The sequence below is a fragment of the Paucilactobacillus kaifaensis genome (assembly GCF_005405145.1).
Classification (GTDB): Bacteria; Bacillota; Bacilli; order Lactobacillales; family Lactobacillaceae; genus Paucilactobacillus; species Paucilactobacillus kaifaensis.
The window spans coordinates 285838-306911 of the sequence record NZ_BJDM01000001.1; the positions used below are offsets into that span (position 1 = coordinate 285838).

Genomic DNA, 21074 nt, shown 5'->3' on the forward strand with positions numbered 1-21074 from the left:
TCGGGGAGTCTACAACTGATGTTTTAGAAGAGTAGCAAATCAATGAGTTCAGAACCTTGTTCAACAGACCAACCAGCGATAGAACTGTTTTAGAAGAGTAGCAAATCAATGAGTTCAGAACCTTAAAATTTGGGATTTAGAAGATGATTCAAGTTTTAGAAGAGTAGCAAATCAATGAGTTCAGAACCGTGTTTATCAAGGAGGCAGACAAATGAGCTGTTTTAGAAGAGTAGCAAATCAATGAGTTCAGAACCCAGCCAAATTTAAAAAGCATTCAGATGTTAGTTTTAGAAGAGTAGCAAATCAATGAGTTCAGAACCATCTGCTTGCACAATAAAACCCGATTCATCGTTTTAGAAGAGTAGCAAATCAATGAGTTCAGAACCAGTGCAAATGATAATGCGATTGAATAGTTAGTTTTAGAAGAGTAGCAAATCAATGAGTTCAGAACCTGTGTTATCTACTTCTTCTTTTGGGACATTGTTTTAGAAGAGTAGCAAATCAATGAGTTCAGAACCATGCGGTAGTTAAAATATTGATATTGTCTAGTTTTAGAAGAGTAGCAAATCAATGAGTTCAGAACCACAACAATCAGTTCACTAGCACTAAACTAGGTTTTAGAAGAGTAGCAAATCAATGAGTTCAGAACCCATTGTTTTACATCTTCTTCCTCTTGGTATGTTTTAGAAGAGTAGCAAATCAATGAGTTCAGAACCTTTGGTGCCGCTGCTTGCTGCGCCTTTTCAGTTTTAGAAGAGTAGCAAATCAATGAGTTCAGAACCACGTATTCCGTGGCCGTGTTCTTAACGTTGGTTTTAGAAGAGTAGCAAATCAATGAGTTCAGAACCCGAAATCTTACAGCCGAATTAGATTCTTATGTTTTAGAAGAGTAGCAAATCAATGAGTTCAGAACCATTGTTTCTGGGTTTGTTAAAGATAATGATGTTTTAGAAGAGTAGCAAATCAATGAGTTCAGAACCAGATATTAGCCCTGAACTGAATGAAGCAATGTTTTAGAAGAGTAGCAAATCAATGAGTTCAGAACCCCAAGCGGTCGCGTCTATTCAATTCCGCTTGTTTTAGAAGAGTAGCAAATCAATGAGTTCAGAACCTTCCAGGAGATATTGTTGAGGCAGCAGTCAGTTTTAGAAGAGTAGCAAATCAATGAGTTCAGAACCCCAACTAGATTCATGAATGATGATTCAGTAGTTTTAGAAGAGTAGCAAATCAATGAGTTCAGAACCAAGGTGGACGCACAAACGTTATTAATCGTCGTTTTAGAAGAGTAGCAAATCAATGAGTTCAGAACCCTTGTTTTAAATTCATAATTACCTGTTGCTGTTTTAGAAGAGTAGCAAATCAATGAGTTCAGAACCGAGCGATTTTCAACCGTTGCGCAATCAACGGTTTTAGAAGAGTAGCAAATCAATGAGTTCAGAACCCAGTTTTTCTTGTTCGACTTCGTAGCCGTTGTTTTAGAAGAGTAGCAAATCAATGAGTTCAGAACCTCTAGCAACTGGCGAGGCACGTAACGGCAAGTTTTAGAAGAGTAGCAAATCAATGAGTTCAGAACCCCAAACATCTCGCAACATTTGGACCGCATTGTTTTAGAAGAGTAGCAAATCAATGAGTTCAGAACCTGCCCCATTGTTTACCCCCCAAAACTTCAAGTTTTAGAAGAGTAGCAAATCAATGAGTTCAGAACCTGTCTTGTATAATTGATGTTCTTCGTAACTGTTTTAGAAGAGTAGCAAATCAATGAGTTCAGAACCCGGATCTAATACGAGAATATACAGAGATATGTTTTAGAAGAGTAGCAAATCAATGAGTTCAGAACCAACAAATTGAATTAGTAAAACAATTTTAGGGTTTTAGAAGAGTAGCAAATCAATGAGTTCAGAACCTATTTAGCATGATATTTCAGCGTGTCTCGCGTTTTAGAAGAGTAGCAAATCAATGAGTTCAGAACCCGGGTGATAGGGCGATGGCCGAAGTGGTTAGTTTTAGAAGAGTAGCAAATCAATGAGTTCAGAACCTGCTGTTCCATCGTCATTCTTGAATTGCTCGTTTTAGAAGAGTAGCAAATCAATGAGTTCAGAACCCCGTATCTACTACTAGGGCTCGGTCGAGTAGTTTTAGAAGAGTAGCAAATCAATGAGTTCAGAACCATAAACAAAAAAGCCATATCCCCTCCCGCCGTTTTAGAAGAGTAGCAAATCAATGAGTTCAGAACCTAATTGTCGGATTTACGTATTCATGCATTTGTTTTAGAAGAGTAGCAAATCAATGAGTTCAGAACCCCGAAAATGCCCCAATAATTTTGACCACTTGTTTTAGAAGAGTAGCAAATCAATGAGTTCAGAACCAAGCGGTAAATATTAATAATGCAATCGTTGGTTTTAGAAGAGTAGCAAATCAATGAGTTCAGAACCTGAAATGGCAGATAAGATCGATAAAGATGCGTTTTAGAAGAGTAGCAAATCAACGAGTTCAGAACCTCATTCTATTAATTCAAATGATTATATTAAGTTTTAGAAGAGTAGCAAATCAATGAGTTCAGAACCACTCTGTGGAATACAAATTCACATCAGTAGGTTTTAGAAGAGTAGCAAATCAATGAGTTCAGAACCGATAACGACATAGGCACGGCTTATAGTGAGGTTTTAGAAGAGTAGCAAATCAATGAGTTCAGAACCAATATATCAAAGCAAAACAGAAAGGTAAGTGTTTTAGAAGAGTAGCAAATCAATGAGTTCAGAACTCAATCGTTGGAGCGTTGAGTACTTTTGACGGTTCTAGATACTTACCTAAATTTATGCGTAAAGAAGCATCTTATATTATTCGGCTAATAGGTGTTAATCTATGAGGCTTAACTACAACATAATGGTATGAACGTTTAATAAGCTTAAAAATAGTAATTAATAGTACCCGTAGCCTAAGAGTGTACGTGTTTAGAAATGAATATAATTTATTGCGCTGAAGGTAAATTACTTATAAAGTTTTTTATCAGATAAAAAATAGTAATAAAAATTAACATTATTAACAGCAATAAATAAAGAATTTTTTTAAATATTTAATTTACTAGAATTTTAATTTATTTAGTTTTAAACTAGGATAGTCGGTGTTTGTCGATAGTTAGTTTTATAAGAGTAGCTAATTCCTAAGTTTAGGTAAAAATGGTAATCTTCAAATTGTCGATAATTTCAAAAACATATTTTTGTTTTTGTTTTTTAAAAAAATTTATTTTAAATTATCGATAGTTAGAGAATTTGACAAAAATAATATTAAGGTTTATCTTACAAAGCGAGATGGAAATGAAGGGATGTGATTATAATTATTACTAAAAACAAAAAACTGATTGCAGAATATAAGAAAATTTTAGCAATTTCAAAACGTTTACGATGTTTGGAGCATAGGCACAGTAATATGTCTAAAGAAAAAAATTTGGTACAAATAATAGACAGTTTGAAATTCTCGATTTCTCTAATGGAAGGTAAACAGGTGGTTCACCATTTAAAAAAATGTGTTTACTTGGACCCAGAAAAACTTGAGTATTTATTTTACTACCAAAGTTATTATTTTCAGGATGATTGTAGCAGTAGACTCACAAGAGGACAATTACGAAGCATCAGGCAGGCGTTATCAATTTTAAAACTAGTCGATCGCCGCATTTATGTGAAACGAACAAAATATGGGTTAACTTATAGACAACTTGCTAATATATTCAATGAAACTGAAGGCTTTATTGAGTATCATTTTTACAAAGCTAAAAAGGTTTTGAAAGTTGCTGTAGATACTGGGAAAGTCAAATATTATAGATATTAAAACGTTTAAAACATATGATTACCAGATATTATCTAAGTAATAAATTTGGGATGGCAATTACAAAGTGAACTAAATTCTCATAAAAAATTAATCTACATTATGTATAATATGTCCTTAATCATTATTTAGCACGTCGGAGGGCAAATTATGCAATCAAAGTCACATTCTCAAAACATTACAAAAGGGCTTCTGTGGGCGACCTTAGCGTCAGGACTATGGGGTGTTTCCGGAACAGTCTTACAATATATTTCTCAAAATTTGGCAATTCCAGCGACCTGGTTTCTATCCGTCCGAACATTAAGTGCTGGGGTAGTGTTATTGATTATTAGTGCAATGATTGAAGGAAAACGGATGTTTTCTATTTTTACCAACTGGCGCCTAGTATGTTGGCTGATCGCTTACAGTTTATTCGGCCTGATGGCCAATCTGTTTACATTTTATATGAGTGTACAAACAGGAAACGCAGCTGCCGCAACGATTTTGCAATATTTAAGTCCTCTTTTTATCGTGTTAGGCAGTTTAGTATTGTTGCGCCAACGGCCGATGCGTAGTGATCTAATTGCTTTTACAATTTCACTAATCGGATTGTTCTTGGCAATTACCAAAGGAAATATTCATGAATTAGCAATTCCGATGGATTCATTGATTTGGGGAATCCTGTCAGGGGTGACGGCGGCTTGCTATGTAGTACTGCCACGCCAAATAGTTAAGGAACACTCGCCAATTGTTGTGTTAGGCTGGGGGATGTTTATCAGTGGAGTCCTATTTAACTTGCGCCATCCCGTGTGGGTTAACGAACCACAACTTGATTTTAAGTTGGTGACTTCTTTAGCAGTCGTAATAATTGTTGGAACCATTTTGGCGTTTTCTGTCTTGTTATATAGCTTGAATTTCGCTCCTTCTGCTGTAATCAGCATTGTTGATGCAGTTCAGCCGGTGGTTACATTTATCCTGAGTGTAATCTTTTTACACGTTAAACTTAGCTGGATAGAAGTTTTTGGTTCAGCGTTAATTATTTTAGCAATTTACGTGCTACAACATTTCCGCGATGGTGAGCAGTAAAAAAACGAGATTACGACAAAAGTTGTCATAATCTCGTTTATTTTTATAATTGATAATTATTTGGATCTGCACTAGCGGGTCCGTAACTGTCCATTTCGCTATCGCGATAATCCCACCATTCTTCACTATAACCAACGAATCCTGCAGCGGTCATAGCATCATTTAAGATGTGGTAATTATGTTCTTGATATGGCTTACGCGGATAGTTGCGCTTAGCTTTTTCGCCAAACTCGTCGAATTTACTTTGCATTGGAATGTCGGTCCCATCTATTTCACACAAAGTAATATCGAAGGTAACTCCTTTTTGATGACTAGCGTTTGGATTAGGCGGTAAAACCCAGTTTGGATCTGGATACACTTCAAATAGTTTCTTTTGAGCTGCTACAGGACGATATGCGTCCCAGACTTTGAGTCTAAATCCTTGAGCTTTAACTAGTTTACTGGCCTTGGCCAATTTTTTGGCAGTGCCAGTTCGGGCAATAGCAGTTGCAAAATCATAAATTTTTGTACCAGTGAAATTATTTTCTGTTGCATAACGTAAATCAACAAAAATATCAGGATCTAATGCCTGAACGTTGGTAAAATCAGTGGCTAACTCACTCATATTGGTTCCTCCTATTCAAACTTACTAGATATTTGTTTCCAGTACGCTACTTCAAAATGTTAAAGCTGTCCGCGAGCTTTCTAGTTTTAACAGTGCTGTTTTTAATGGCAATCCACCACGATAACCGCCCATCGTATGGTCAGTCCGAATAACTCGATGGCATGGAACCACGATCATCCACGGATTGCGACCAACTGCGCTAGCTACGGCCCGAATGGCAGTTGGGTGGCCAATACGGTGAGCTAATTGTTGATACGTAAGTGTCTCACCGTATTTGATTGTGGTCAGTGTTTGCCAAACTTTTCGTTGGAGTGGGGTTCCAAATTGAGCATCTAAAGCAAGATCAAAATTTTGACGGCTGCCACTAAGAAATTCCTGCAGCTGTGTTTTAACCTGGGCTAATTTATCTGGATTACGAGTTAAATTATCAGTGGCAAAGAAACCATCTGCTTCGGCCAGTTCTGCGTCAGGTGAACCAACAAAACATAAGCCAGAATCGCTGGCAATTAAATAATATTGGTGATCGTTAAATTTAAAAATATCATAGTATAATTCCATCATCATTACCTCAAATTATGTCGTATTTAGCACCTTGATTATACCTTATAAACACAAAAAAAGATGGCGGGGAAGCCATCTTTTGAGGAGTATTACGAAAATCTTGGGGGGATTTCGTAATTATTTTTCGGTTACTATTGGGAGGAGTAATTGAAAAATATAGGTTTATGTCGTAACAGGAGTTACTTGCTCCTTGCTACGATTTATATATTAACAGCTGTTTGTGAAAAATGTGTGACGATTTTTTTAATCTTAACCATAATTTTAAAAAACGGTTGATTTAATAGTTGTTAACGTAGATAAATTTTTTCAACCGACCATTGAAAATCAATGCGATAATCGGTAAACTGAATAGTATAAAGCGTCCTTAGTGTAATGGATAGCACATGAGATTTCGGTCCTCATGATCCGAGTTCGACTCTCGGGGGACGCATTCTAGTTAGCTTGTAATGCCATATTCAATAAGCATTACAAGCTTTTTATTATGAACTTTGATTGTTAATTATCACTTACCAATTCCGGAAGGCGCGTCCATTACGGCCAAAGTCCTTACGATAAAGTATAAATCCAATTACGGCAGTAATAATGTCGGCAATTGGCTGTGATACAATGACTCCCTGATATCCCAATATTGCGGTCACAATGAAGATAACAATTATAAACACAACACCTTGCCGTGATATCGACATGATAAACGCGTCAAATGGCTGGTTGACGGACTGAAACATGGTGGTGAAGACAAGCGATATTCCAATAAATGGAGTGGTAATTAGGAACCACCGCAACATATAACTGGCCGCTTGAACAACTTTTTGATCTTTCATAAATAGGCCGCATAGTGCAGGTGCAATTGCAATTAGTACCAACGCAATGACAAAAGCAAAACCAGCATTTACCAAAATATCGAACTGAATAATTTTTTTGAGCCGTTCTTTATTTTTAGCACCATAGTTATACCCAATCAGTGCTTGTGAACCAAAACAAAAGCCGACTAACACCATGGTGACAATGGTCTCTACCTTGGTTGCAATCCCAAAACCCGCAACCTTACTAGCACCATAGACAATTAAGAAATTATTCATTATCGCCGTGCCAAGCATCGTCATAAAGTTGGTCACAGATGCTGGGACACCAATTAGAAGTACATCTTTAATTTCGATGCGTGGAATTTTAAATTTATGAATATTGATATGAATATAGCGTGCCCGGCGAATTGTATAAGCAATCAAGATTGAATCAGTTACTAAATAACCAACAACTGTTGCTAACGCGGCACCCGCAGCACCCAAGTGAAACCCAAAGATAAATAGTGGATCAAGAAATATTTTTAAAACAGTACCTGAGGCCGTTCCAATCATCGATTCAGTTGCTAAGCCTTCAGTCCGCAACGTATTAATGGGAACTAAAGAAACGATGATCAAGATACCGGCAGCAGCCATAATCTCATAGTAAATGGCTGCGTATTGATAGGTTGAAGGGGTAACACCTAGCCAACCTAAAACCTGTTGTTTAAAAATAAAAAGGCAAGCAGTTACGATGACGGCTAATAAAGTTGCGCCATAAAAGCAAAAGCTATTAACTTTACCAGCTAAATCATATTTTTTCTGGCCTAACAATCTGGAAATAGCAGAGCTACCACCGAGACCAAACATATCACCTAAAGCGATCATCATTGAAAATAACGGTGTGCATAGAGTAATACCAGCGACCAAATTGGCATTTTGTGTCTGAGCGACAAAAAATGTATCGGTTAAGTTATAAATCATTGAGACGACTGTTCCTAAAACTACAGGTAATGCTAGTTTGAAATATGCTTTCGGTATTGGCGCTTTTTCAAATAGTTCTAAAATGTTATCGTCTCCCAATCTGTTATGCAATAAGAATTATGTTACCACAATTGAGTTGTCAAATTGAGACCATAGGTAACAAAAGAATACATAATTGTAGCTAAAAAGTGATTGAACTTGTTTAAGTATTGACTAGTTTCCTAACTATCCAATTGTTTATTGGTGGCTGCAGCGCGTCTCAGTAATTTTTGTTTTTCTAAATGTAGTCCCCAAATATTGACTGACAGTGAAAGTAGCATCAACACTAATGCAATCACAGTAATGTTTTGGAGACCATTGTGTAAAATAATTCTCATTTGTGGAATCAAGTGAGTGGGTAATGATGTAACATTAGCTGCATCGCTAAGTTTGTTCATCATTTTCATTGTGATGGTACCACCTGATTCAGCGACACCTTGGTATAAGGCATGGTTCATAATGATTCCAAAAATCGAAGCCATAAATGTCTGACTTAACATGCGAATGAGAAAACTAAAAGAAGTGGCGACAGGAATGTCATCCAAATTGGCGTCTTGTTGCACCTTAACTTGGAGCTCATTAAAGCACATCCCATTGCCAAAGCCTTCAAACATACCAGCGACTAATAAAATCCAATAAGGAGTTTTAATTCCCATAATTAGCAACAAAATGAATGAAACTGTGAGTGTAATAATTCCAGTTGTGATAACCTTTTGTGGTGTGAAGAATTTACGTAATGGTGCCACAGATCCTGATCCCATAAAGTTAGTAAATGAACTGGGGATTTGAGTTGCTCCTCCAATTAGAGCTGTGGTCCCTAAAATTCCTTGCGCCCACATTGGGACATATGTGAGGAAACCAAGGAAAGCTCCCCAAATTAGTGCAAACAACGTAAAATCAATTATTAGAGAGCGATTTTTAAATAAACGGCTGGGGATGATGGGATCTTCTGCTTTACCCTCATAGTAAATCATGGCTGCCAAACAAATGAATGCAACTATTAAAATTGGTGCGACAATATTCCAACTAGCAGTGCCAATCATCTCAATTGCTGCGAGGAGCCCAATCAAACCAATAGTCATCAATGTGGCCCCGCGATAGTCAACTGGACTTGTTTTACGCACTTCTTTTGTTGATTTGTAGTAAATTTGAACAAGCAAAGCGGAGATTAAACCGATTGGAACGTTGATATAAAATACCCAATGCCAACTAAATGAATCCACAATATAACCACCAACCAGAGGACCGATGATTGTTGCCATGCTATAGCTAGCAGATACGAATCCTAGAACTTGCATTCTTTTGCGTGCGTTCTTATACAAACTTGCATAAATGATGTATGGCAATGAGATCAAACCACCATTACCAATGCCGGCAAGTGCACGCGAAGCAATCAAAAAGATAATATTAGGTGACATTCCTTGCATTAAAGAACCAACAACGAAAAAAATAGCAGCCAGTTGATAGGCCTGCTTGTTGCCAACATGTTCACCTAACTTACTCCAAAGGGGAGTGCTAACAGCGGTGCCAAGTAAAAAGATTGCGACGATCCAGCCCATCAATTCGATTCCATGTAAATCCGAAATGATAGCAGGTAGAGCAGTGTTAATGATTGTATTATCAATCCCACTCATTGCATTTGATAACAATAGTGCGAGGGTCACAATCAGGATGTTACGTTTTGATAAAATAACTATTCTCTTCTTTCTCTATAAGCCTGATATATATCATACTACAAATGTGGCGAAAGAATAAAATGCGCAAAAAATTATGAATTCACTGAAAAGTGTTAAGTTATTGAGCTATTCGTCTATTTAATAAATAGAAGTTCAATAAATATTAATATAATTACCGAAATTTTTATGAAGGGTAACAAAATCAGAATAATTTAAATTATTGATATATCAGAAACTTTATTCAATCCATCTAGTAATACAACAATTGCAATAATAGTGATACGGTCGGTTAAAAGGGTAAATGAATGGATAAAAAGATAGTCTAAGATAAGTAATAAATATATTGTGAAAATAAATTCTTTCTAAAGTAAATTTTTTAAGTTTATACACAACTCGTCAGCTTATATTTTAAGTTTGACGAGTTTTTAGACTGATATGTTTAATGTAATAGTTTGCTGGTAAAACAATGAGGTGGTGTAATTATTTTAATTGAGTAAAAAGCGAGCATTGTAAATAATTATGAGGTTAAGCAACAAGATTATATATGTGAATAAATTAATTTAAACATCGCCTGTTGCCAATGAAAACGATTACAGTTATACTGACTTACATAAATTACTTTTAGCAAATGATTTTGCAAAACCGAATTGTGTTACTTAAAATTTATGTAGTGAGGTGCTCTAGATTGAAAAAATACTTAGCTTATGCGTTTGGTACATTTGGTCATGATGCGTTTTATAATACACTCAGTATTTACTTTATGATGTTTTTGACTAGTCAATTATTTACTAATTCTTCTGACGAAAAGATGGTAGGGATTGTTACCGCCTTGGTTGTTATTATCAGAGTTGGTGAAATTATGTTTGATCCGATGATTGGCGGTGTAGTTGACAACACAAATACCAAATGGGGTAAATTTAGACCATGGATTTTAGTAGGATCAGTAGTGGCTTCCGTGGGACTTATTTTTTTGTTTTCTGATTATTTTGGGTTGGCTTGGAGTAACCCGATAATTTATTTGGTTGCGTTAGCGTTAACGTTCTTAGTAATTGATGTTTTCTACTCATTCAGTGATATTGCGCTTTGGTCAATGCTGCCAGCTGTTAGTATTGATACAAAAGTTCGAACTAAATTTGGAACCGCTTCCCGACTTGGTTCTACTTTAGGGGCACAGATTGTTATTGTTATTATTACACCAGCAATTATGTTATTTTCCCATGTTTTTTCTAAAGTTCCATTTGGACAGCAAACACGTGCTGGTTGGATGGGTTATGTTGCTATTGTGGCGTTGCTATGTGTTGGCGGAGCCGTGATTACATGTTTGAATATTAAAGAACAGCACAATTTAATTCGTTCGAATGTCAAGCACACAACTTTATCTGACATATTTAAAGCAATTGTGCACAATAGCCAGCTGCTATGGATAGCAGCTTCATATTTCTTATTTGCATTTAGTTATGTTGTTACGAATTCCTTATTGATGTACTACTTTAGATATCGTCTCGGTAATGCAGGAGCATATACATGGGTTGGTGTAATTACCTGTATTCTTGGAGTTGTTTCGGTTTCACTTTTCCCAGCACTGGAGTCATTAATTCATCGTAAAGCTATCTATATTGGTGGGATTGCTTTTATGTTGATTGGATATCTTATTTTCTTATTTGCAGGTCAAAACTTGGCGTTAGTATTAGTTGCAGTCTCGTTCTATTTCTTTCCATACCCACTTATTTTCTTAGCCACATTGATGACGATTACTGATAGTGTTGAATATGGTCAATTAGTAAATGGTGTGCGAAATGAATCAGTAACACTATCGGTCCGACCTTTAATCGATAAATTGGCTGGTGCCGCTTCAAATGGAATTGTGGGATTGGTTGCTGTAGCTGTTGGAATGACTGGTAATGCTAAACCGTCAGATATTAGTTCTGCTGGGGTTTTCCAATTTAATACATTTATGTTTTATATTCCGATCGTTTTACTGGTGATTGCTGCACTAATTTTCTTGAGTAAAGTTACTCTGACAGAAGCAAGGCATGAGGAAATTGTTAAAGAACTTAAACATAAATTAGAACAAGATAAGCATTCTATTCAAATAGATTCAAGCAATGATACCAGTGATAATTATAAAGACACTAGTGCGCAGGCCACTACCAAATAGCATTGATGATTTAACAAACACCCTTAAACTATTTCAACTAAACAGTTTAAGGGTGTTTTAGATTTGTTAAATATTATCAATTGCTTCTTCAATTTTAGGTAGGCCAGCACCAATTGCAACAGCGTAATCGGTGACCTTGCCGAGTACTAAATAATTGTGATCATCCGGAAACGCAGTGATTTTTCTTGTTCGCTCAGCAAGATCATTAATTGTGCTTTGATCAATATAACGGACAATTTCGCCAGCAATTACAATTGGGTTATCAACAAACATATGTAAATTATTAATTGCATCAGCAAGGTAATCTAAATATGTTTGCCAACGAGCCATGGTGTCTGCATCATTTTGAGACAGTCGATTAAAAAAAGCAGTTGCAGATTCGTTATCAACCAATAGCGAGCTAAGTGAACAATAGGTTTCGATGCATCCTTTTTTGCCGCAGTAGCATGGACGACCACGATGTGAATCAAGCGTAACATGTTCCATCGTCCCGCTACGACCATTTTGGCCGCTATAAATTTGACCTGCAACCATAATTGAAGTTCCAAGATGTTCTCCAATTGACAAATAAATTGCATCTTGGTTCGATTGTTCCTGATTTTGTTCAGCAACTGCAACACAGTCAGCATCGTGATAAAAGGTGATGTCATAATCCAAATATGCTTTAAAATCTTCGACACTTAAGCCGGTGCAATTAAGGATTTTACCATAAAGAATGGTTTGCCCATCATTTGAAACTAACCCTTGAATTCCAATCCCGATTCCGGCAATTTGTTCTCGACTTAATTTTTGTTCTTTAATAAATTTATTGATCCATTCGCCAAACTGTTTAAAATAGGATTCTTGCCGGTTAAACATTAGCGATAATCGAGAAGTGTCGATCAAATTACCATGGGTATTAATCAATACGATTGTTGCATGATCAAAAAATATTTCAACGCCTAAACTAACAATTGCAGTTGGATTAATGGAATAAGCCGTTGCACGGCGACCCATTTGAGATTCAAATTTGCCATTCTTTTTGATTAATCCATACTGTAACAAATCTTGTAGATTAGTGCTGACGGTTGGCAAACTCAATTGAAGTTGTTCAGCAATCAATTGCTTTGATAATTTATCGTTTGTGTACAGCAGTTTATAAATTGCTGAATAATTGGATTGCTTAATAGCTTGCATATTGCTAATTGCCATATTATATCCTCCCATAAAAAACTTATACGATAACAATACCATTGGAAAAATAACAGCGCAAACAAATTTTATAAAAGCGTTTTCAAAAAGTTGTTGACATTTTGAAACGGGCGCTGTATTGTAAAGGTGCATTAAGTAAAGTCATTTTATTAAATGTATTTTAATAAATGCAAATAACGTTGATATAACACGTGGTATCAGCACTAATTACAGGAGGATTTATTTTATGGGTATTTTAGACAGAATGAGCTTAAAAGGCAAAAAGATCTATGTTACTGGTGGAGCGCAAGGATTAGGTAAAGCGATGGCTACTGGCGTTGCCGAAGCCGGTGCGGATGTTGCCATTGTCGATATTAATGGGGACAAAGCGCAACAAGCTGCTGAAGAAATTGCTAAAGCAACTGGACAAAAAGTGATCTCAGTAAAAACTGATGTTACTAACCCGGAACAAGTCCAAAATATGGTTGATACAGTTGTTGATAAACTAGGTGGACTGGATGCTGTCTTTAATAACGCCGGAATGTGTTTAAATATTCCAGCTGAAGAAATGTCATTTGAAGATTGGTTAAAAGTAGTCAACTTAAATCTTAATTCAATCTTCTTATGCTCAACGGCTGCTGGTCGTTATATGATTAAGCAGGGTCATGGATCAATTATTAATACAGCTTCAATGTCTGCTCATATTGTTAATCGACCACAGCCACAATGTTCATATAACGCAACCAAGGCGGGTGTTATTCAATTATCAAAATCATTGGCTATTGAATGGGCTAAAAAAGGTGTTCGTGTTAATACAATCAGTCCTGGTTACATGGGAACAGACTTAACTCTTAGCTCACCTGATCTAAAACCATTAATTAAGACTTGGAATGACTGGGCTCCACTGGGTCGATTAGGTAAACCAGACGAACTTCAAGGGATTGCAGTTTATCTTGCAGGTGATACAAGTAGCTTCTCAACTGGTGATGATTATCTAGTTGATGGTGCATTTACCGCTTGGTAAAAATTAGCAAATAGAGAGGTTATTCCGATGAAATATTTAATTGGAACTGATATTGGTACATCAGGGACCAAGAGTATCTTGATGGATACTACTGGAAAATTATTAGCTCAAGACTTGGAAGAATATGATGTTTTAACGCCAAAACCACTATGGGCAGAGCAATGGCCAAATGTCTGGTTAGATGGTGTTAAAAATTCAATCCGTGAGGTTGTTAAAAAAAGCGGCATAGATGCTAAAGACATAGCTGGTGTTGGAATTAGTGGATTGTATGGTGGCTCTGGCATTCCAGTTGATGAAAATATGGAGCCTGTTCGGCCAGACTTAATTTGGATGGACCGACGAGCCGCTAAAGAGACTGAATGGGTGAAACAAAATGTCGATTTAGATCGACTATCTGAGATAACTGGGAATGATGTTGTTGATCCATATTACGGATATACAAAAGTATTGTGGATTAAGAATCATGAACCAGAAAACTGGCAGAAAACAAAACTATTTTTACCACCAAATAATTATGTTATCTACAAGCTGACTGGCGAGGTTTCCATCGACTATTCAGCTGCTGGTAATATCGGCGGTTTCTATGACATCAACAAGGGCGCATGGTCTCGAGAAATGATGGATGCCATGGGTGTACCGATGGACAAGATGCCACAAAAATTTGTAGATGCAACTGAAATTGCAGGCTATTTAACGGATGAAGTAGCTAGTGATTTAGGCCTAGCACCACATACCCCAGTAATTGCTGGTGGTGTTGATGTTGGGGCGGCAAATATTGGCATGGGGGTTCTTGAACCGGGAAGGTATGTTGCTGCTATTGGCTCATCGATGAATGCTGCATTAGTCAGTGATAAACCAATCAAGGGTAAAGGCTTAATTGTTTGGCCCTATCCATATAAATCGCGTGATTTGGTTTATAATTTTAGTGGTTCAGCAACCGCTGGAGCAATCACAAAATGGTTTAGAGATAACTTTGCTGGTCTCGAAGTTGAGGCTCAGAAAAATGGCGGCGATAATGCTTATGTGGCATTAGGAAAAGAATCTGACAAATTACCAGCCGGAAGTGAGGGCTTGGTGGTCTTGCCATACTTCATGGGTGAACGAGCACCAATTTGGAATTCTGATGCTAAAGGAACTATTTTTGGCTTATCTTTAGTCCACACAAAAGCACATGTTTATCATGCTTTTCAAGAAGCTGTTTGCTATGCTTTGCGGCACAGTATTGAAAGTACAGGTGAAAACCTAGGTGACTACATTGTCATTGCCGGTGGTGTTACTCAATCTCCAGCTTGGGTACAAATGTTTGCTGATGTTACTGGTTATGCAGTTCGAACACCAGTTGAAAATGCAGAAGCTAACTTAGGGGATGTGATGTTAGCTGGAATTGCAACTGACACTTTAACGGTTGATCAAGTGCAACAATGGCAGGTTCTTGGTGACAAGGTTGAACCGAATCCAAAGAACCATGAAGTTTATAATCAGTACTATCGTTTGTACCGCAAACTGTATACTGATTTAGGAACAGATATGAAAGAATTATCTAAGATTTCGGGAATTCAAGAATCATAAAAAGTGTGAACAGAGGTGGGCTGACGACGTCGTAGGTTAAGTAGTAATTATCGATTAATAAATTAGTTTGTGATTTATTGATTGGTAATTACTACTTAACCTTAGATAACTACCTCTGTGAGTACGTCTAGTAAAGTCAAAATCAGGTTCACAACTCAATTAATATTTCCAAAATATTAGTTTTAAAAAGTGAGGAAAAAGGCAGCTTAGAATCTAAACGCCTTTCACCTCATTTTTTTGTTTAAGCCAATCTAATAGCATTTTACGGCCCGAAACCCTACAATGATGGTGAAGTGTATTTTATTTAAAGGCGGTGAACTAAAATGATAGATAGTTTTAAATATCCCGATACCAAGGCCTATGAATATGTGGTGGCGGCGCTAGCAGCAAAGGGTGTTACCTACAAAGAAATTGCTAAAATTACGTATGAACTGCAACAACAATTCTTACCTGACATTGAGCTTAAAGAATATGAAGAGGCAACCATTGATGTAATGCATAAACGCGAATTACTAAACAACGTAATGGTTAGCCTGTACTTAGACAAGATGGCGACCGAACATAAGCTTGATGAACCGTTGCAATCAATTGTGGCACATGATGCTGGTGTGTTCGGGGTTGATGAAACATTGGCCTTACAAATCGCCAATATTTACGGCTCAATCGGGGTTACCAATTATGGGCATGTAGATCGAGTCAAACCAGGTATTATTGGCAAATTAGATCGCGATAGAGACTCAGTTAATACATTTATTGACGATGTGGTTGGTGGTATCGCAGCGGCGGTAGCCGGTAAGTTAGCGCATAAATATAGTTAAAGTACCCATATCTTAAATATGTCAATTCTAAAAATCCTTACATTTGCCTTACTTAATTCAATTGATTATAATGTAATAAAAAAGTAAGGAGAAAGTTTATGACTGAGAAAAACGTATCTGCTACGGTAACTTCAAAAAACCAGGTGACAATTCCAAAGACGGTACGAGATGTTTTAGATATTAGAGAACATGATAAGATTGTATTTGTTTTAAGTGAAAATGGTGAAGTAATTGTAAAACGTGAACAAGCAAAAGATATCTGGGAGCTCGCTAGAGAACAGGTCGCACAGTATGGCAGTATCAATACTTCAGAAATGGATTGGGGTCCAGATGTGGGTAACGAGGTTATTGATTAATGATTAGTCAAGGTGATATTTTATATCTTGATCTCGATCCAGCTAAAGGAAATGAGACTAAAAAAATTAGACCATGTGTAGTGGTTAGTAATGACCAATATAATCAAATTTTTAATACTGTCATTGTAGTTCCAATTTCATCATCAGATAAATATAAGCAAAGAAAGTATTTAACTTCACCATTTTTTATCGATGTCAGAACAAAAAATAATGTTGTTGACGGAACTATCTTACTGCAACATTTACGATCGGTTGACCCAGTGGCCAGAACTACTAGTCAGTCTCCCGTTGATCAGTTAGAAAACAGTGTGATCCAAGAAATTTCAACCAATTTAGCACAATATTTTTAAGTACTTGCACTCCCACATCGTTTTAAGGTAAAATACTAGTTGTTCTTTTGATATTTGCCTGCGTAGCATAGCTGGTTAATGCACCCGACTAGTAACCGGGAGATCGTATGTTCGAGTCACACCGCAGGCATAAAGTTGCTGAATACGCCTTCCTAAGCTATGATGTAGATAATCATAGCTTAGGGAGGCGTATTTTGATGGCACAAAAACAAATATTAGTAACTACGACAGAGAATATTCCAAATCAAAAGTTCGAAATTATTGGAGAAGTCTTTGGACTCACAACTCAATCAAAAAATATCGTTCGCAATATCGGTGCAGGTTTAAAAAATCTTGTGGGTGGCGAAATCAAGGATTATACCCAAATGATGATTGAATCGCGTGACATTGCGATTGATCGGTTGCGTAACAATGCAATTGAAATGGGCGCAGATGCAGTGGTTATGATGCGCTTTGACTCCGGGGCAATTAGTACTGACATGCAGTCCGTTGCAGCTTATGGTACTGCCGTTAAATTTATTGATTAAGGGTAATTTAAATGAAAATTACAAATGTAACTGCGGCTGATTATGATGAAATTGATATGGTGATTCACGCAGCGTTCGAAAATACTGAGCACGGCTATCATCAAGAAGCAGAAATTGTTCATGCAATTCGAACAGAGAGTTCATTTAATCAGCAATTAGAGGTCGTGGCGCGAAGAGATGGTCTCGTTGTTGGTCACGCCATGTTATCTGAAATTAAAGTAGTTGGGTCTAATTTAACTTGGTATATAATATTATCCACGCTTTGGTTATCAGCCAGCTAGCAACTTTGGAATTAGGGCACCATTTAAGGCTGATGATAACGTAGTCATGATTAAAGAATTAGCTGAAAATAGTTTGGCTGACATCCAGGGGACAATTGAATATAGTCAGGCATTTAACGTCTAACTAAAAAAGATTGCGGCTAATTAGCCTGCAATCTTTATTTGATTTAATTGAATAATGGCAATTTTAATTATAACGGATTACTTTCATCCGCCAGTTTCTCCCAATCATAAGCCCAAACAAAGCCCATTGTCTTTTCACCGGTGTGAACGCTGATAACTGGTCCAAGGTGACTTGAATCAACCGGAATATTAGGAAAATCTTCCTTAAATGTTTCTACCCATTCTTGATTAGCTTTGGGTGCATTGGCATCGATGATGGTGACACGCACAGGATAGTCTAACTTGGCTAAATCGGCGGTAAAGTCATTAAGTGCACGGCGGAAAGCCTTTTTCATGGTACGCTCTTTTCCCAAAGCCACAATTTGACCCGCCTGGTTAAATGTTAGTAATGGTTTAATGCGGAGTAAATTACCGACAAATGCCGAACTGTTCGAAATACGACCAGTACGTAAGAGGTGGCCTAAATCATCAACCATGAAGTAAACAGAAGTGGTTTCACGAAGTTTCTCCAGTGCAGGCATAATTGTATCCGCATGGGCGCCATTTGCTACCATCTTTCCAGCTAACATCGCCATTGCCGCTTCCCCAGCGCTTGCGATTTTTGAATCAAATGGATAAACCTTTAATTTATCATAGCCCTTAGCGAAAACTGATAAATTATCAAAGAAGCTGGTAATGCCTGATGATAAATGAATTGAAATAACTTCATCATAGCCCGCTGCTGCTAACTTATCGTAGGCTTCTTCCATTTGTCCCATTGTTATTTGTGAAGTGGTAGGTAGATTAGTTTCTGTGCGCATCCGTTCAAAAAAGGTTGGTGCATCAATATCGATGTTTTCCAAATATGCTTGTTGGTCAAAAATTACTGTGATGGGCATGACCGTTAAGTTAAATTTTTTTATTTGTTCTGGAGATAGATAAGCTGCACTATCTGTAACGACAGCGGTTTTCATATTATTATCCTCGTAAATTATATTATAGTAGTCTCCATTATAACGAATGGGGTTATAAATACAACCGATGAATTATGAGTGACTACTTATCGCAATAATTGGTATAATGCGAACTAGTGATAAATAGAAAAGGAAGTTAATCAGATGAGTGCAGTAATTCCAGAAAATATGGAAGAAATAATGATTAAGCAAGCAATGTTGGCAAAAAATGGCAAGGATGTATCAACTGACGAATTAATTAAACAAGCAGTTTTGGATGCATTTCAGGCATTTATTGACCAAGAATTAGAGGGTCACTACGATCAAGTTAGTTGGGATTCTAAACAACTAGTGGTGCATGATATAAATCATGATGAGATTGCACGGATTGATCCGCAAACCGATTCTTTTATAACGGATTTTGAGGATAATGCACAGCTTGTACTATTCAAGTTAGAAGATCAAGCTCGTAAACTGATTGGATCGCGATAAAAATGGAAATAACAAATGTTAAAGCAACCGATTTAGAACAATTGATGAAAATTGAACAAGCAGGTTTTACGCCTGATGAGGCAGCAACTAAATTGGCGATGAAACAACGGATAGAAATGATTTCAGATAGTTTTTTAGTGGCTAGAACAAAAAAACAAGTAATGGGTTTTGTGAATGGACCAGTAATCAAGCAACGCTATTTAACAGATGATTTATTTACAACGGTTGTTCCTAATCAAAAGACTGGTGGATTTCAAAGTATATTAGGTTTGGCTGTAGCACCACAGTTTCAGCATCAAAAGGTGGCAAGTGAGTTATTAACAATGCTAGCACAAACCGCTAAAGATCACCGCAGAGAAGGTATTACACTGACTTGTTTAGCTCGCCTAGTAAACTTTTATGAGCAAAATGGATATACTGATGAAGGAATATCCAGCTCGACTCACGGCGGCGAGGTTTGGCATAATATGGTCATGATATTTTGAAATAGTTGACAATTGCTTCAATTCGTTCTATGATTTTGTTCAATCGTAAATATTAAAAAATGATGAAAAGATGAGTACATTTTTAAGAATTATAATTAGAGAACTTCGGTAGCTGCAAAGAAGGAATAATTCTAAAATGGAAGATGGTCTTGGTATTCGGGTAATCGAGCAATTGTAAGGTTATCATGGTGCGCTCATTATGGCGTAATGTTAATTAACATGAGAAAGTGTGGCAGCACGCTTTAAACTAAGGTGGTACCACGATAATTCGTCCTTATTCCAAATTTTGGAATAGGGACTTTTTTTGGAGGAAAACAATTTGCGCAAAAAAATTAAGTTGGTTCAAATTCGTGATGCATTGTGTTAAATCACGATTATAGTGACTGTTGAGATAATTTTAAGGGGGATAAAACAAATGAAAAAATGGATTAAAGGTATTGGTATTTTTGCGTTAGGATTATTATTGGTGGTTACATTGACTGCATGTGGCAAGAACGATTCTTCAAGTAACAAAGCACATTTAAAAACTTCTGGAACCTTAACGATCGGATTGGAAGGAACCTTTGCCCCCTATTCGTACCGTGAAAATGGTAAACTAACCGGGTTTGAAGTTGAGTTAGGTAAGGCAATTGCTAAAAAGGCTGATCTAAAAGCTAAGTTTGTACCAACTAAGTGGGATTCGCTGATTGCAGGGGTTGGTGACGGTAAATTTGACGTTGCACTAAACAATATTACGATTACGAAAGCCCGTCAAAAGAAATATGCTTTTTCAACACCATACATTTATTCGAGAACGGTGTTAATTACGAAAAAAGATAATACAGATATTAACAGCGTAAACGATATTAAGGGCAAGAAAATTGCTGTAGGGACTGGGACTGATAACGCCGTTCAGGCTGAAAAGTATGGTGCTAAGATTTTACCCTCAAGCGAATTCTCAAATACGTTAGCATTAATTGAACAAGGCCGTGCTGAGGGAACTTTGAACTCACGTGAAGCATTATTGTCGTACCTGAAAGATAACCCCAATGCTGATTTGAAGTATAAACTAGTACCAACAAGTAAGATTCAGTCTGCTAAAATCGCTGCTTTAATTGCCAAGGATAATCCGGGCTTAACGAAAAAAGTTAATAAGGCATTGAAGGAATTACGTGCTGATGGAACGCTTGAAAAACTATCAGATAAATATTTCACTTCGAATATTACTGAAAAATAGTTATAATAGTAGTGTCAGTGATAAATGATCTGAATTATGGTAG

Annotated in this window: 19 protein-coding genes, 2 tRNA genes and 1 CRISPR repeat array (1 of these 22 running past the window's edge); of the genes, 15 read left to right on the plus strand and 6 right to left on the minus strand. The window is 36.8% G+C overall.

Annotated elements, in window-relative coordinates; genetic code table 11:
* A CRISPR array of direct repeats spans positions 1–2762; the repeat unit is 36 nt; unit sequence GTTTTAGAAGAGTAGCAAATCAATGAGTTCAGAACC (it extends 2488 nt beyond the left edge of the window).
* Positions 2763–3324: 562 nt separating this feature from the next.
* Positions 3325–3825, plus strand: coding sequence for a hypothetical protein (locus FFM51_RS01235; RefSeq protein WP_137596844.1), 501 nt, complete (start codon positions 3325–3327; stop codon positions 3823–3825).
* Positions 3826–3972: 147 nt separating this feature from the next.
* Positions 3973–4887 (plus strand): DMT family transporter, encoded by a 915-nt coding sequence (locus FFM51_RS01240; protein WP_137596845.1) that lies wholly within the window; start codon positions 3973–3975, stop codon positions 4885–4887.
* Positions 4888–4930: 43 nt separating this feature from the next.
* On the opposite strand, the gene FFM51_RS01245 is transcribed toward FFM51_RS01240, so the two are convergent.
* Both FFM51_RS01245 and FFM51_RS01250 read right to left on the minus strand, forming a co-directional pair.
* Positions 4931–5491, minus strand: coding sequence for a M15 family metallopeptidase (locus FFM51_RS01245; RefSeq protein ID WP_137596846.1), 561 nt, complete (start codon positions 5489–5491; stop codon positions 4931–4933).
* A gap of 51 nt (positions 5492–5542) precedes the next feature.
* A complete protein-coding gene (locus tag FFM51_RS01250; protein ID WP_223875871.1) occupies positions 5543–6049 on the minus strand; it encodes a methylated-DNA--[protein]-cysteine S-methyltransferase in 507 nt (168 codons plus the stop codon).
* Between the two features lie 361 nt (positions 6050–6410).
* On the opposite strand from FFM51_RS01250, the gene FFM51_RS01255 reads away from it, so the two are divergent.
* Positions 6411–6482, plus strand: a tRNA-Arg gene (locus tag FFM51_RS01255).
* A gap of 76 nt (positions 6483–6558) precedes the next feature.
* Here FFM51_RS01255 and FFM51_RS01260 read toward each other — a convergent pair.
* Positions 6559–7899 (minus strand): MATE family efflux transporter, encoded by a 1341-nt coding sequence (locus tag FFM51_RS01260; RefSeq protein WP_137596910.1) that lies wholly within the window; start codon positions 7897–7899, stop codon positions 6559–6561.
* A 137-nt stretch (positions 7900–8036) separates the two neighbouring features.
* Entirely contained in the window at positions 8037–9503 is a 1467-nt protein-coding gene (locus FFM51_RS01265; protein ID WP_263386059.1) for an MFS transporter, read from the minus strand.
* Between the two features lie 712 nt (positions 9504–10215).
* Here FFM51_RS01265 and FFM51_RS01270 point away from each other — a divergent pair.
* A complete protein-coding gene (locus FFM51_RS01270; protein WP_137596848.1) occupies positions 10216–11688 on the plus strand; it encodes a glycoside-pentoside-hexuronide (GPH):cation symporter in 1473 nt (490 codons plus the stop codon).
* Positions 11689–11754: 66 nt separating this feature from the next.
* On the opposite strand, the gene FFM51_RS01275 is transcribed toward FFM51_RS01270, so the two are convergent.
* Positions 11755–12879 carry an ROK family transcriptional regulator gene (locus FFM51_RS01275; protein ID WP_137596849.1) on the minus strand — a complete coding sequence of 375 codons (1125 nt, stop codon included), beginning with the start codon at positions 12877–12879 and terminating at the stop codon, positions 11755–11757.
* A gap of 226 nt (positions 12880–13105) precedes the next feature.
* Between FFM51_RS01275 and FFM51_RS01280 the strand changes: the two genes are divergently transcribed.
* The 8 genes from FFM51_RS01280 (at position 13106) to FFM51_RS01315 (ending at position 17783) form a co-directional block, all read left to right on the plus strand.
* On the plus strand, positions 13106–13882 hold the full coding sequence (locus FFM51_RS01280; RefSeq protein ID WP_137596850.1) for an SDR family oxidoreductase: 777 nt from the start codon (positions 13106–13108) through the stop codon (positions 13880–13882).
* Positions 13883–13909: 27 nt separating this feature from the next.
* Complete coding sequence (locus FFM51_RS01285) at positions 13910–15451, plus strand: FGGY-family carbohydrate kinase (protein ID WP_137596851.1); 1542 nt, start codon at positions 13910–13912, stop codon at positions 15449–15451.
* Between the two features lie 323 nt (positions 15452–15774).
* A complete protein-coding gene (locus FFM51_RS01290; RefSeq protein WP_137596852.1) occupies positions 15775–16269 on the plus strand; it encodes a phosphatidylglycerophosphatase A family protein in 495 nt (164 codons plus the stop codon).
* 98 nt (positions 16270–16367) lie between these two features.
* On the plus strand, positions 16368–16625 hold the full coding sequence (locus FFM51_RS01295; RefSeq protein ID WP_137596853.1) for an AbrB/MazE/SpoVT family DNA-binding domain-containing protein: 258 nt from the start codon (positions 16368–16370) through the stop codon (positions 16623–16625).
* The gene (locus tag FFM51_RS01300; protein WP_137596854.1) at positions 16625–16975 is read left to right on the plus strand and encodes a type II toxin-antitoxin system PemK/MazF family toxin; all 351 of its coding nucleotides are present in this window, start codon (positions 16625–16627) and stop codon (positions 16973–16975) included. The genes FFM51_RS01295 and FFM51_RS01300 overlap by 1 nt, the downstream gene beginning before the upstream one ends.
* A gap of 56 nt (positions 16976–17031) precedes the next feature.
* Positions 17032–17105 (plus strand) — tRNA-Thr (locus FFM51_RS01305).
* A 67-nt stretch (positions 17106–17172) separates the two neighbouring features.
* Entirely contained in the window at positions 17173–17502 is a 330-nt protein-coding gene (locus FFM51_RS01310) for a heavy metal-binding domain-containing protein (protein WP_137596855.1), read from the plus strand.
* An 11-nt stretch (positions 17503–17513) separates the two neighbouring features.
* Positions 17514–17783, plus strand: coding sequence for a GNAT family N-acetyltransferase (locus FFM51_RS01315; RefSeq protein WP_137596856.1), 270 nt, complete (start codon positions 17514–17516; stop codon positions 17781–17783).
* A 191-nt stretch (positions 17784–17974) separates the two neighbouring features.
* On the opposite strand, the gene FFM51_RS01320 is transcribed toward FFM51_RS01315, so the two are convergent.
* On the minus strand, positions 17975–18859 hold the full coding sequence (locus FFM51_RS01320; protein WP_137596857.1) for a DegV family protein: 885 nt from the start codon (positions 18857–18859) through the stop codon (positions 17975–17977).
* Positions 18860–19003: 144 nt separating this feature from the next.
* Here FFM51_RS01320 and FFM51_RS01325 point away from each other — a divergent pair, with 144 nt between their 5' ends.
* From FFM51_RS01325 to FFM51_RS01335, 3 genes are all read left to right on the plus strand, one after another.
* Positions 19004–19330, plus strand: a complete 327-nt coding sequence (locus FFM51_RS01325; RefSeq protein ID WP_137596858.1) for a hypothetical protein — start codon at positions 19004–19006, stop codon at positions 19328–19330.
* A gap of 2 nt (positions 19331–19332) precedes the next feature.
* A complete protein-coding gene (locus tag FFM51_RS01330; RefSeq protein WP_137596859.1) occupies positions 19333–19815 on the plus strand; it encodes a GNAT family N-acetyltransferase in 483 nt (160 codons plus the stop codon).
* A gap of 415 nt (positions 19816–20230) precedes the next feature.
* On the plus strand, positions 20231–21031 hold the full coding sequence (locus FFM51_RS01335; protein WP_137596860.1) for a transporter substrate-binding domain-containing protein: 801 nt from the start codon (positions 20231–20233) through the stop codon (positions 21029–21031).
* Positions 21032–21074 lie beyond the last annotated feature (43 nt).

What these genes read in the sequence shown, in the direction of transcription:
- FFM51_RS01240 (WP_137596845.1), top strand. Translation starts at nt 3,973, where the DNA reads ATGCAATCAAAGTCACATTCTCAAAACATTACAAAAGGGCTTCTGTGG.
- FFM51_RS01315 (WP_137596856.1), top strand. Translation starts at nt 17,514, where the DNA reads ATGAAAATTACAAATGTAACTGCGGCTGATTATGATGAAATTGATATG.
- FFM51_RS01320 (WP_137596857.1), bottom strand. Translation starts at nt 18,859, where the DNA reads ATGAAAACCGCTGTCGTTACAGATAGTGCAGCTTATCTATCTCCAGAA.
- FFM51_RS01295 (WP_137596853.1), top strand. Translation starts at nt 16,368, where the DNA reads ATGACTGAGAAAAACGTATCTGCTACGGTAACTTCAAAAAACCAGGTG.
- FFM51_RS01335 (WP_137596860.1), top strand. Translation starts at nt 20,231, where the DNA reads ATGAAAAAATGGATTAAAGGTATTGGTATTTTTGCGTTAGGATTATTA.
- FFM51_RS01325 (WP_137596858.1), top strand. Translation starts at nt 19,004, where the DNA reads ATGAGTGCAGTAATTCCAGAAAATATGGAAGAAATAATGATTAAGCAA.
- FFM51_RS01275 (WP_137596849.1), bottom strand. Translation starts at nt 12,879, where the DNA reads ATGGCAATTAGCAATATGCAAGCTATTAAGCAATCCAATTATTCAGCA.
- FFM51_RS01290 (WP_137596852.1), top strand. Translation starts at nt 15,775, where the DNA reads ATGATAGATAGTTTTAAATATCCCGATACCAAGGCCTATGAATATGTG.
- FFM51_RS01250 (WP_223875871.1), bottom strand. Translation starts at nt 6,049, where the DNA reads ATGGAATTATACTATGATATTTTTAAATTTAACGATCACCAATATTAT.
- FFM51_RS01280 (WP_137596850.1), top strand. Translation starts at nt 13,106, where the DNA reads ATGGGTATTTTAGACAGAATGAGCTTAAAAGGCAAAAAGATCTATGTT.
- FFM51_RS01245 (WP_137596846.1), bottom strand. Translation starts at nt 5,491, where the DNA reads ATGAGTGAGTTAGCCACTGATTTTACCAACGTTCAGGCATTAGATCCT.
- FFM51_RS01330 (WP_137596859.1), top strand. Translation starts at nt 19,333, where the DNA reads ATGGAAATAACAAATGTTAAAGCAACCGATTTAGAACAATTGATGAAA.
- FFM51_RS01300 (WP_137596854.1), top strand. Translation starts at nt 16,625, where the DNA reads ATGATTAGTCAAGGTGATATTTTATATCTTGATCTCGATCCAGCTAAA.
- FFM51_RS01310 (WP_137596855.1), top strand. Translation starts at nt 17,173, where the DNA reads ATGGCACAAAAACAAATATTAGTAACTACGACAGAGAATATTCCAAAT.
- FFM51_RS01285 (WP_137596851.1), top strand. Translation starts at nt 13,910, where the DNA reads ATGAAATATTTAATTGGAACTGATATTGGTACATCAGGGACCAAGAGT.